This is a genomic window from Romboutsia sp. CE17 (assembly GCF_012317385.1).
Lineage (GTDB): Bacteria > Bacillota > Clostridia > Peptostreptococcales > Peptostreptococcaceae > Romboutsia_E.
The window spans coordinates 2,216,943-2,229,908 of sequence record NZ_CP051144.1 but is presented as its reverse complement, the minus strand read 5'-3'; the positions used below and the strand labels follow the sequence as shown (position 1 = coordinate 2,229,908).

Sequence of the window (12,966 nt, the reverse complement as noted above, 5' to 3'; positions counted from 1 at the left end):
CGACATGTTTAAGAGTAATTATTTTAAATTATTTATGAAGCTTAATAAGGTTGAGTTCGGTAAGAACTTAAATCTATATGGAGTTCCAGTAATATTTAAGAAAAAAGGCTCTCAATTAAATATAGGAGAAAACTGCACTATTAAGAGTAGTTTTCTCTCTAATTTAGTTGGATTGAGTCAAAGGACTATAATTGTTACTAGAACAGAAGATGCGAAAATTGAGATCGGTAACAATGTAGGGATTTCTGGAGCTACTATATATGCTAGAAAAGGGATAAGTATAGGCGATAATACTTTAATTGGTGGGAATGTTAAGATATTTGACAATGACTTTCATCCAATAGAGATTGAAGCTAGAAATATAGATGACAAGGAAGCTATAGGAACTAGAGAGGTTGTTATAGGGAAGGATTGTTTTATTGGTTGTAATGCACTTATATTAAAAGGAAGTAAAATTGGTGATGGTTCTGTTATTGGAGCTGGTAGTGTTGTTTGTGGTGAGTTTCCCGGAGGTGTAGTTATAGTTGGAAATCCTGCAAGAGTTATAAAGACACTATAGGAGGAATTGATAGTGGTAGATTTAACAGTAGTTATACTGACTAAGAATGAAGAAAACAACTTAAGGAAATGTATAGAATCATTTAAAGGAATAGTAAAAAGATTTGTTATAGTTGATAGTTACAGTACGGATGGAACTAAAGCTTTATGTGAAGCGTTAAGTCAAAGTGTGAATTTAGATTTTTATGAAAATAAGTTTGTTAGTCATGCGGACCAAATGAATTGGGGATTAGCTAATACAAATATAAGTACTAAGTGGACTATGAGAATGGATGCTGATGAAGAGGTTACTCCTGAGTTAGTTGAAGAAATAAAAGAGAAGTTACATTTAATAGAAGAACATGTAAAAGGAATAGTTCTAAAAAGAAGAGTTTACTTTATGGGAAGATGGATAAAGCATGGAGGTAAGTATCCAGAATTATTACTTAGAATATTTAGAACTGGATACGGTTCTTGCGAGCAAAAGCTTATGGATGAGCATATGATTTTATCACAAGGTGATACTGTTACTTTTAAGTATGACATTATAGATAATAATAATAAAAATCTAGAATGGTGGACACATAAGCATAATTGGTATTCTAATAGAGAAGTTTTAGATTATCAACAAAAGGTTTTAAATGAATATGAAAGTGATGAGTTGATAAATGATGATTCTAATAAAGGTCAGGCTGCAAGAAAGAGATTTATAAAGAATAATGGATATTATAAATTACCTTTATTTTTTAGATCACATTTATATTTTATATATAGATATTATGTAAGATTAGGATTTTTAGATGGTCAAGAAGGTAGAATATATCACTTTTTACAAGCATATTGGTATAGATTTTTAGTTGATGCAAAGATATATGAATGTGAGAAGTTTGATATAAAAATGGAAGGTCAAGGAGACTTAAAATAAAAACTGAATATAAAGTTATACTGAAAGGACAGTTAGTATGGCAGATAATAAAAAAAATATATTAATTATTATGGGACGTTATTTACCTGGATATAAAGATGGTGGTCCTGTTCGTTCTATTAAGAATTTAGTGGATTATTTAGGTGAAGAATATAACTTTAAAATTCTTACTTGCGATAGAGATCATGGTGATACTGAACCATATAAAAATATAAAGGTTAATGATTGGAATGTAGTAGGAAATGCAAATGTATACTATGTACCACCGAAAGGATTTAAACTATCATTAATTAAAAGATTATCGAAAGAGGTAGACTTAGTTTATTGTTGTGGATGTTTTAATGATTATGCAATTAATACTTTAATATTAAAAAGATTTAATATTATTAAAGTACCAGTTGTAGTAGCTGCTATGGGATTGTTCTCACCTATGGAGTTTAGACTTAAATATGCAAAAAAGAAGATATTTACGACAATATTTAATTTAACTGGTATGTTTAGCAAGATATATTGGTCGGCAACATCACAAATGGAAATTGATGAAATAAAGCAACAAATTAAATGTAAAAATAATTTTTTTATAGCAGAGGATTTGCCAAGGAAAGTAGATGAGACTCCTATTATAAAAGAGAAAGAAGTAGGAAAATTAAAGGTTGTATGGATATCTAGAATTGCACCAAAAAAGAACTTAAAAGGAGCAATTCAAATATTACAAAATGTTAAAAGTGATATAGAATTTACTATTTATGGTCCAATTCATGTTCAAGAATATTGGGATGAATGTTTGATAGAGCTTAATAAACTTCCAGATAATATAAAATGGAGTTGGAAAGGTAATGTTGATTCTGAAAATGTTGTAGAAGAACTAAAAAGACATCATGTATTTTTATTCCCAACGTTAGGTGAAAATTATGGACATGTAATTCAAGAAGCCTTATCAGCAGGATGTCCTGTTATATTATCTGATCAGACTCCATGGGATAATTTAGAATATCATAGAGTAGGATATTCTCACTCATTAAATTATACTGAAGGGTTTATAAACTCAATAAATTATTATGTAAAAATGAATAAAAATGAATTTAATGATATTACTAATAATGCATTAAAGTATGTTTGTAAAAATCAAAATGATAAAGTTAAAAGTAATGGATATAAAAATATATTTAATACGTTAAGTTAAGGAGATAGGAATTATGAAAATAGTACACATATGTTTATGTGGGCCAGTAACAGATGGGTGGAACTATCAAGATAATATGCTTCCTAAATATCACAAAAAATTAGGACATGAGGTTACAATAATTACATCTCAATGGATATGGGGACAAAATGGCAGACTTGAAAAGTTTGAAAAATCTAATTATATAAATTCTGATGGAGTAAAGACAATACGCCTTTCAATAAAAGGTAAAGATAACTTCAATAATAAATTTAAAAGATATGAACATTTATATGAATCAATTTCAAATGAAAAACCAGATATATTATTTATACATAATGTATCTTTTATTGATATTAATATAATTGTTAAATATTTAAATAAAAACAAAGATAAAGATATTAAAGTATTTGTCGATAATCATTCAGATTATTCAAATAGTGCTACCAATTGGTTTTCTAAAAATATACTACACGGCATTGTATGGAAAAATATGGCTAACAAGATTAAGCATTATACAAATAAGTTTTATGGTGTAACACCAGCTCGAGTAGATTTTTTAATTGATTTATACAAGCTACCTAAAGAGAAAGTAAGTTTATTAGTTATGGGAGCGGATGATGAAAAAGTAGAAGAAGTACAAGATGATAGATTAATAAACAATTTAAGGAAAGATTATAATATTAAGGATACAGATCTCTTAATTGTTACAGGTGGAAAAATAGATGAGGCAAAGACACAAACACTATTATTAATGGAAGCTATAAACAGAATCAAAAGAGAGGATGTAAAATTAATTGTCTTTGGATCAGTTGAAGAATCATTAAAAGATAAGTTTATGAGTTTATGTGATAATAAAAAAGTAAAATACATAGGGTGGGTTAATTCATCAGATTCATATAAATATTTTTCTATAGCAGACTTAGTTGTTTTTCCAGGTAGACACTCTGTATTTTGGGAACAAGTTGTTGCTCAAGGAAAACCATTAATCTGCAAGTATTGGGAAGGCACTGATCATATTGATGTAGGTGGAAATGCTAAATTTTTATATAAAGACACTGTTGAAGAAATTTATAAAATAGTTATAAGTCTAATGGAAAATAGAGAATATTATATGAATATGAAAAAAATTGCACAAACAAAAGGTAAAGAAGAATTTTCATATAAACAGATTGCTAGAAAGTCAATATATATGTAGGTGATTATATGAAAAAGTTAACTTGTGAAAATATGATTATATTTTTAATTTTTTTACTGCAGACGATGTCTTTTGTTATGACATTAAACTTAAATAGTATAAAGTTTGTAAGTATAATTTTACTAAATGGATTAATTATTATTTTTTGTTTTAGGAATAAAATGCAAAAGAACGAATTATTAATTTTTCTAATTTTATTAATTTTATTAACAGGTTCATGTGCCTTTCAAAATACATCAATTTCAGGAAAAATAACTTCTATAACTTTTTATATAACTTTTTTAATATGGACATTATTATCTTATAAATTTATAAATAAGAGAGTACATATTTTGTATATATCGTGTGGAATTTTATTTGGAGTTGTTATAGGATTAGTATTAACATTTAATGAAGTTATATCTCAGTTAGCAAGTATTTATAATACTAGAAGTAGGCTTTGGGGAGGATTTACACACCCTAATCATTTAGGCGGAATTATATCAAGCTCTATAATAGGCTTATATGTCTATAATTTTATAATAAAAATAGAAAAAAGAAGAAATAAATTTTTATATAGAATAGTACTTTTAACTTTAATTGTATTATTATATGCAACAAAAAGTAGAACTAGTTGGATAGTTACTATAGTTGCTATTGTTATAATGAATTTAAGATATATATCAACTAAACCTAAAGTATTTAGGATCATAATGTATGTTTTATTAGTAATAGGAAGTATATATATAGGATATTTCTTTATTACGGAGTATGCTTTACAACAAGATGCTTTTACAGGAAGACTATTAATTTTTGAAACTATGGAGGTTACACCAGATACTTTCCTTGTAGGAAATGGTATGGTTAATGCAGCAAACTTAGATAGAACAAATGCAAATGGGGGCGCTATGGAAATGGCATGGGTAATGCTATTTTATAAGAATGGACTTATAGGTGTAATATCATTTATTAGTATAATATTAGTACTAATAAAAAGATTAAAGAGAGTTGAAAATCTAAGTCAACTGTGGGCATTTAGAGGTGTTCTAACTGCTTTTATGATAGGAACAATAGGTGAAGCATATATGGTCAATATAACTAATGTACCATCGATGTTTAATTGGGTAATGCTTAGTGTATTGAGCTCAAATCAGTTTAAGATTAATAAAATAGGAGAAGCAGATGAGAGTACTATTTGTTGACACAAAATTAACAGGACATCATATTTCTTATGCAAAACCTCTTGGTGAAAATAAAAAATATGAATCAATATATTTTCTTCCTGAAAAATGCGAACAAATTAATAATAAGCAGATAATAATGCAAAATAATCCACAATCATTGTTAGGTTATATTAAATGGATTAAAGAAATATTGGAACTAGCGAAGAGAGAGCGAGTAGATATTATTCATTTTTTATACGGTGATGTGTTATGTAAATTTGGTGGGTTTGGATTAAAAATATTAAGGAAATTTAAGGTTATTATAACTTTCCATCAAATTAGGAGAAGTTTTCTTAGAGATTTAAGCCGCAAATTTATTTTTAAACAGATAAAATATGGTGTTGTACATACTGAAATTTTAAAAGATACATTAAATAGTAATCAAATTGTAAATTTAGAACACATAGAGTATCCATATTTAGGAAATGTATCATCTATAAGTAAACTAGATGCAAAAAAATTTTTTGGAATAAATAATAATGAAATAGTTATTGGTGCTATTGGTGGAACTAGATATGATAAAGGATTAGATATACTCTTAGAGGCTCTTAAATCCGTAGATAGAAACTTTAAAATTTTGATTGCAGGAAAATCTGAAAATTTTAGTAAAGAGTTTATCGAAGAAAAATCAAAGTTATATTATGATAAAGTAGTACCATATATTAAATTCTTAGATAATAATGAATTAAATTTTGCACTAAATGCAACTGACATAGTAGTATTACCATATAGAAAGATATTTGATGGAGCAAGTGGTCCTTTAAGTGAAGGTGTGTGGTTAAGAAAACCGATTATAGGACCTAAGCATGGGAGTTTAGGGCAGATTATTGAAAGATATGAACTAGGATTAACGTTTGAAACTGAGAATGTAGAAGATTTATCTAATAAAATAAGTATTATGATTGATAATGGTCATAAATGGTACGAAAATTCTGAGAAATATCGTAGTAAATTAGATGTAGAACACTTTAAAATGAAATATTATGAATTATATTTAAAAGCATAAGGGGAAATAAAACACTTTAAACTTATATAATAAATTTAGAAAGGATATTAAAAATATTGAAAATAGCATATCTAATTTTATGTCATACAGACCCTATACATATATCTAGATTAGCAAATAAATTAACTGAGATAGACAGTGGTTTTGTATATATACATGTTGATAACAAAGTTTCTATTAAGGAGTATAAAGATTTATTAAAAAGTAATAGTAAAGTTAAATTTATTACAAATAGAGTTAATGTACATTGGGGAGGGTATAGTTCAGTAAAAGCAACATTAAACTTATTAGATGAGGCATATAAAGAATATAAATATGATAGATTTGTACTATTGCAAGGACTAGATTACCCATTAAAGTCTAATAATGAGATTATCGAATTTTTTACTAAAAATAGGAGTACAGAATTTATTCGAGGATGTAAGATAACTGGAAGTAGTGATAAATATTTTTATCAAAAATGTCAAGGAATATGGTTTTTTGATAATATAAATATTATTAAAAGATTTATGAATAGGATAAATTCAAAGCTATCACCCAAGTTTAGAAAGGGTTATGTAATAGAGGGAGAAAAGAGATATGATTTATATTGGGGAAGTGCTCAATGGGCATTAACAGGAAACTGTGTTGAGTATATTTTAAAATTCTCAAAAGATGCAAAAACTTTCAATAAGTATATGCAGTATGTATTTCCTCCTGATGAAATATATTTTCAATCTATTGTATTAAATTCACCGTTTAAAAAAAATACGATGAACAATGGAGCAGAGAAAAATAAACGATACTTAGTTAATTGGAGAAATCTTCATTATTTTGAATATGAAGATAAAATTAAAGTATTTACAATTGAAGATTGGGAATTTATAAAAAAATTAGATGAGATGTTTTTAAGGAAAGTAACAACTAAAAACTCAACAAAATTGTTAGATAAGATTGATAATAAACATAAAATATGTAAATGATATTAAGGAAAAATATCAAAGATGGTATATAAATTTAATTTTTAATGTGAATTAGTATGGTTTAGTAATATATACATTATAAGTATGACTTTACTTTTTGTTGTTATATATGTTATTGAGGTTGAAAGTTATACAGATATGTATACATAATGAAAATCTAGAAAGGATGATAATTATCATATGGAAAAAATGAAAAAAGTGTTATGGTACATTATTATTAATAAATTATCATCTACACCATTCATAACGCCTAATATTAGATTAAAGATTTATAGATTATTTAATATTGATATAAATGGAAGTGTATTCTCTCATGTTAATATTCAAGCTAATAATATTAAGATAGGTAAAGGTACTTTTGTAAATAAATACTGCTACTTTGATAGTAATAGATTTATTGAAATTGGAGAAAATTGTGCTATGCACATAATGTGATGTTTTGCACATCAACACATAAAATTGGAGATAAAAGTAAAAGAGCAGGAAATTTTTATTCCCAAAATATAAAAGTAGGAAATGGATGTTGGATAGGTGCTAGAGCAACTATATTGCCGGGTGTAATAATAGAAGATGGATGCATCATTGCTGCAGGTTCAGTAGTATCAAAGAACTGTGAATCAAATTATCTATATGCAGGTATACCAGCAAAAAAAATAAGATGTTTAGAAAATTAGATGAATTTAAATTGTAGATCCTAAGTTTTTTTCTGGATGTAAATATTTTATTTTATAAAAAATATGACTAGATTAAACATATATATTTATCGAGTAAAGTAATAAGAAAGTAATTTTAGTATAAAAAAAGTAGACTTGAATTTCATTATATGTAGAATTTATAAGTTAAAAATGTAAATAAAAAGTAGAGTTGGAGGAAAATAGATTGAAGATAGCAATAGCAGGAACTGGTTATGTAGGATTATCAAATGCTATACTTTTAGCACAATATAATGATGTAGTAGCAGTAGATATAATCCAAGAAAAAGTAGATATGATAAATAACAAAATATCTCCAATAGTAGATAAAGAGATAGAAGAATATTTATCAAAGAGAGAATTAAACTTAGTAGCAACAACAGACTCATATAAAGCATATAGTGATGCAGAGTATGTAATAATATCTACACCAACAGACTATGATCCAGAAAAAAATTACTTCAATACAAGAAGTGTAGAAGCAGTTATAGCAAATGTATTATCTATAAATCCAAATGCAACCATGGTAATAAAATCAACAGTACCAGTTGGATACACAGAAAAAGTAAGAGAAATGTTCGATACAGATAATATAATATTCTCACCAGAATTCTTAAGAGAAGGAAAAGCATTATACGATAATTTATATCCTTCAAGAATAATAGTAGGGGAACAATCTGAAAGAGCAGAAAGGTTCGCAAATCTCCTAGTACAAGGTGCAATAAAAGAAGATATACCAGTATTATTTACTAATTCAACAGAAGCAGAAGCAGTAAAACTGTTCTCAAATACATACTTAGCACTAAGAGTAGCATATTTTAATGAATTAGATACATATGCAGAAGTAAGGGGATTAGATACAAAACAAATAATAGAAGGGGTAGGACTAGATCCAAGAATCGGAACTCACTACAATAACCCTTCATTTGGATATGGTGGATATTGCTTACCAAAAGATACTAAACAGTTAAGAGCAAATTATGCTGATGTACCAAATAATATAATAGGAGCAATAGTTGATGCTAATAGAACTAGAAAAGATCATATAGCAGATCAAATAATAAAGAGAAATCCAAAAGTAGTTGGGATAAATAGATTAACTATGAAGACTGGATCAGATAACTTTAGAGCATCTTCTGTACAAGGTATAATGAAGAGAATAAAGGCTAAAGGTATAGAGGTTGTAGTTTATGAACCGGTATTAAAAGAAGAGACTTTCTTTAACTCTAGAGTTGTAGGAGATTTTGATGAATTTAAATCTATGTGTGATGTTATAGTTTCTAATAGATTATCAGAAGATTTATATGATGTAGAGGAGAAAGTATATACTAGGGATTTATTCAAGAGAGATTAATAGATATAAATGAAAGCTAGGTTATAATTAATATACTTAGCTTTTATTTATATAAATATAAAAATATATACACTTATTAGAGAGGAAAATAATATGGTAGTTAAAAATTACTTATATAATCTAATGAATCAATTAGTAACAATACTTTTGCCTATAATTACAATTCCATACATATCGAGGATACTTGGTCCTGATGGATTAGGAAAATATTCTTTAACAAGTGCATATGCTCAGTACTTTGTTTTATTTGGAATGATAGGATTGAGTATGTATTGTAGTAGAGAAGTAGCATATATAAAAGATGATGAAAATAACCTTAGCAAAACTTTTTGGGAACTAAATTTTTTAAGGTTTATAACTATGGGAATATCGATTATTTTGTATATATTATTTTGTACATATGTAATAAATACACAAAGTAAAGTAGTATCAAGTATACAAATATTTATATTATTAAGTTCATTATTTGATATTTCATGGTTATTTACAGGGTTAGAGAATTTTAAAAAGGTGTCAATAAGAAATACGGTTGTAAAAGTTATAGGGACATGTTTAGTATTTACATTAGTGAAAAATGAATCGCAGGTTTGGTTATATGCATTAATACTTGGAGGAACACAATTTATAGGACAAGTTATAATGTGGTTTGATATTCCAAGTTATATTAAATTTGTACTTCCAAAGAGAGATGCATTAATTAGGCATTTATCATTTTCTATAAAATTATTTATACCACAAATAGCTATAAATATATATACTATGTTAGATAAAGTAATGCTAGGTAACTTAGTTAATGAAGCTGAAGTTGGTATGTATGATAATTCTCAACGAATAATAAAAATAGCTATAACAATAGTAACTACATTAGCATCAGTTACAATTCCTAAAATGGCTAACTTATATAGAAATGGACAAACTAATGAATTTACCAAAAATGTATATAAATCATTTTCATTTGTATCATTTTTAGCATTTCCAATGGCATTTGGATTAATTGGAATTTGTAGAAACTTTATACCTTGGTTCTATGGTTCTGGATTTGAAGGTATAGAGCCAATGTTTTACTTTGGATCTTGGCTTATGATTACATTAGCTTGGTCTAGTATCGTTGGAAATCAAATATTAATATCAGTAAAAAGAGACAAGCAATTCACAATAGCGGTTACAATTGGTGCAGTTATAAATATAATATTCAACTTTATATTAATTAAAAAATTAGGTGGATTTGGTACAACAATATCATCTGTTATAGCAGAATTTACAGGTATGTTTATAATGGTATACTTTGTTAGAGATATAGTTAATGTAAAACAATTATTTAAACCTGTACCGAAGTACTTTATATCAGCTTTTATTATGTTTTTAGTAGTATTTAATATAGGAAAAATTGTTAATCAAACTATTGTAGGTACACTTATTCAAGTTACAGTAGGTATTTTATCTTATATTAGTATTATGTTTATAATTAAAGATGAAAACTTATTCTATATTATAAACTTTGTCAAGAATAAGATAGAATTAAAGTTTACAAAAAAAGAATTAGTGTAATTAATAATATATTTGAATATTTATTTAATAGAGATTAAAAGTAAAGAGTTAATTAGCTTTTGTTAGGGAGAAATATGAATATTAAAAGAAATGAAAAAATAGATTTTTTAAAAGGTTTAGCAATATTTTTAGTAGTTTGGGGACATAGTATTCAATATAGCATGAATAAAGAAAGTGATTACTTTCTTAATTCTACATTTAAAGTGATTTATAGCTTTCATATGCCTTTATTTATGATAATAAGTGGTTACTTATTTCAAAAAAGTATTAATAAAGATAATTTTAAAGAGTTAATTTATAAAAAAATAAAGTCATTAATAGTACCAGCTATATCATGGTATACATTATATAGCTTAATTAAAATTATAGCTAAAGTAGTTTTAAATAAAAGTAATATAATTGTAGATATGTATAATTATTTTAAGGGAATTCCATACCAGTTTTGGTTTTTATTTATATTGTTTTATCTGTCTATTATAGCTATTGTAGGGCGAAAAATATTTTTAGATAGATTAACTTATTATATATCAATATTTTTTATATTATTACTTTTACCAGATAAGTTGAATATTCAATATTTAAAATTTATGTACCCATACTTCTTTATTGGTTATTTTTATAATAACTATAGAGATATATTTATTAAACATAAGAATAACATATTTAAAGTTTCTATAGTATTATTTTTATTTTTAATAATAGGATGGAAAAAAGATTATTATATATATACTACTGGAATGAGTTTTTATAATGTTGATATAGTTGATAAAATATTTATAGTAATATATAGATATGTTATAGGAATAATAGGTAGTCTACTTGTAATTGTAAGTGGAGATAAGTTATATAAACTAGATAAGAATAAAGTATTTTCTAAGCTAGGAAAATATACACTTTCAATTTATATAATACAGTCATATTTAATGATGGTTTTAGATAAGATAACTATTAATATTAATAATATATATATTTATAACTATATATACACTCCGATTATATCGGTTATTATAATTATGATTTGCTTATTTATTAGAAATTTAATAGCAAAGAATGAAATTAGTAGATCAATCTTATTAGGAGAAAATAAGAAAAAAATTAAACTAGTGAATAATTAAATAAGAATGATGAAAAGTTATTTTACTGTAAAGCAGGACTAGCAAGGGTGTAATTGCTAGTCTTTTTTATGTTTATTTTTATCATTTACAATATACAACAAACAATATAAAATCAATACAAGATAAAACTACCTTAAACAGCATAGAAAGATACATATCAAGCATCTCATTACAATTAAAATCTACTCTCTTAAAACATTTAAATCTTATAAGAAACCTATAAATCATAAAAATAATAACTCCAATAAAAATTACTGTACAGCAAAGTAAAGCGACTAAACCAAAAAAATACACAAACACATTAACTATAGCGAAAAACAACCTAAAAGCAACAAACAAAAGAATAACACTAAGCAAAATTAAAGTTGCTAAACTCAACAACTTAATCTTAGTAGAATCACTAATTCTCATAAACAATCACCTAAAAAGAAATATATTTTATTTAAATATATGAAAAAACAGTGAACATAATAAACAAAATAAAAAATACAAGCCTAAAAATAATAAAATGTATTAAAAAGTACAAGCTTTTTATGAAAATATCAAAAAACGGTAAAAATTCACGAAAAATGGGAATTATCCACCTAATATATAAGGCATAATATCAAAAGGGAAACAAACAAAGAGGGAGAATATTATGAAAAAAATGAAGAGATTTCAAGAAGACGTAGCAGAATTTTATAGTTATTTAAACTTTATAGAAAATAACTTATCACTATCATCAACAGAAATAATAAAAGAGATACTAAAGCAACATAATTTATCTAGGACAAAACTAGATCGTAAGTTTAAAAAACTATATTCATCTAACAATGGATATCCAGAGACACTGTCTACTTACATAAAAAGAAGACAAAATAAAGAAAATATCTTAAGGGGTGGAAGAATATTTGGATTTGAAGAAAGATATGATATAAAAGATCTTTTAGAGCAAGTCAAAAATATGAATATGGTTAGTAATTATAGACTTTATGATATAGAAAACTTAGATAAAAGTAATACTTGTGAAAGTAATTTAAACACTATATGTAATGAATATCATTATAAAAGCTTAGCTGAAGATGAGTATATAGTGGTAATAAAGAGGTTGGAGTTATGCAAATAGAGAGATTTATATTATTATATTTGACTAAAAACACAAATAAGGAAAACGATATACTAATATATGAACTTTCAAAAGAATATCTAAAATTTTTACATTTTCACGATACGTCAACGAAGGGTGGACAAAATCAATAATAAAAATGAATAATTAAAATTAAAAT

Annotated in this window: 14 protein-coding genes; all 14 read left to right on the top strand. The window is 25.7% G+C overall.

Features of this window, described 5'->3' with window-relative positions:
• Window positions 1-4: 4 nt before the first annotated feature.
• The 14 genes from HF520_RS10700 (at window position 5) to HF520_RS10635 (ending at window position 12,940) form a co-directional block, all read left to right on the top strand.
• Window positions 5-559: an acyltransferase gene (locus HF520_RS10700; protein WP_168574020.1), complete on the top strand. Its 555-nt coding sequence runs from the start codon at window positions 5-7 to the stop codon at window positions 557-559.
• Window positions 560-571: 12 nt separating this feature from the next.
• Window positions 572-1,462: a glycosyltransferase family 2 protein gene (locus tag HF520_RS10695; protein WP_168574019.1), complete on the top strand. Its 891-nt coding sequence runs from the start codon at window positions 572-574 to the stop codon at window positions 1,460-1,462.
• A gap of 37 nt (window positions 1,463-1,499) precedes the next feature.
• Window positions 1,500-2,645, top strand: coding sequence for a glycosyltransferase family 4 protein (locus HF520_RS10690; protein ID WP_168574018.1), 1,146 nt, complete (start codon window positions 1,500-1,502; stop codon window positions 2,643-2,645).
• A 13-nt stretch (window positions 2,646-2,658) separates the two neighbouring features.
• Window positions 2,659-3,822 (top strand): glycosyltransferase family 4 protein, encoded by a 1,164-nt coding sequence (locus HF520_RS10685; RefSeq protein ID WP_168574017.1) that lies wholly within the window; start codon window positions 2,659-2,661, stop codon window positions 3,820-3,822.
• Window positions 3,823-3,830: 8 nt separating this feature from the next.
• Complete coding sequence (locus HF520_RS10680; protein ID WP_168574016.1) at window positions 3,831-5,003, top strand: O-antigen ligase family protein; 1,173 nt, start codon at window positions 3,831-3,833, stop codon at window positions 5,001-5,003.
• Window positions 4,984-6,030 (top strand): glycosyltransferase family 4 protein, encoded by a 1,047-nt coding sequence (locus tag HF520_RS10675; RefSeq protein WP_168574015.1) that lies wholly within the window; start codon window positions 4,984-4,986, stop codon window positions 6,028-6,030. Before HF520_RS10680 ends, HF520_RS10675 begins: the two co-directional genes overlap by 20 nt.
• A 56-nt stretch (window positions 6,031-6,086) precedes the next feature.
• Window positions 6,087-6,992, top strand: coding sequence for a beta-1,6-N-acetylglucosaminyltransferase (locus HF520_RS10670; RefSeq protein WP_168574014.1), 906 nt, complete (start codon window positions 6,087-6,089; stop codon window positions 6,990-6,992).
• 180 nt (window positions 6,993-7,172) lie between these two features.
• Entirely contained in the window at window positions 7,173-7,427 is a 255-nt protein-coding gene (locus HF520_RS10665; protein WP_168574013.1) for a hypothetical protein, read from the top strand.
• Window positions 7,406-7,666 (top strand): acyltransferase, encoded by a 261-nt coding sequence (locus HF520_RS10660; RefSeq protein WP_243155145.1) that lies wholly within the window; start codon window positions 7,406-7,408, stop codon window positions 7,664-7,666. The genes HF520_RS10665 and HF520_RS10660 overlap by 22 nt, the downstream gene beginning before the upstream one ends.
• Before the next feature lie 205 nt (window positions 7,667-7,871).
• The gene (locus HF520_RS10655; protein WP_168574011.1) at window positions 7,872-9,038 is read left to right on the top strand and encodes a nucleotide sugar dehydrogenase; all 1,167 of its coding nucleotides are present in this window, start codon (window positions 7,872-7,874) and stop codon (window positions 9,036-9,038) included.
• A gap of 93 nt (window positions 9,039-9,131) precedes the next feature.
• Window positions 9,132-10,586, top strand: a complete 1,455-nt coding sequence (locus HF520_RS10650) for an oligosaccharide flippase family protein (protein WP_168574010.1) — start codon at window positions 9,132-9,134, stop codon at window positions 10,584-10,586.
• A gap of 74 nt (window positions 10,587-10,660) precedes the next feature.
• Window positions 10,661-11,701 (top strand): acyltransferase family protein, encoded by a 1,041-nt coding sequence (locus HF520_RS10645; protein WP_168574009.1) that lies wholly within the window; start codon window positions 10,661-10,663, stop codon window positions 11,699-11,701.
• A 637-nt stretch (window positions 11,702-12,338) separates the two neighbouring features.
• Window positions 12,339-12,806 (top strand): hypothetical protein, encoded by a 468-nt coding sequence (locus tag HF520_RS10640; RefSeq protein WP_168574008.1) that lies wholly within the window; start codon window positions 12,339-12,341, stop codon window positions 12,804-12,806.
• The gene (locus tag HF520_RS10635; RefSeq protein WP_168574007.1) at window positions 12,797-12,940 is read left to right on the top strand and encodes a hypothetical protein; all 144 of its coding nucleotides are present in this window, start codon (window positions 12,797-12,799) and stop codon (window positions 12,938-12,940) included. Before HF520_RS10640 ends, HF520_RS10635 begins: the two co-directional genes overlap by 10 nt.
• The last annotated feature ends 26 nt before the right edge of the window (window positions 12,941-12,966 follow it).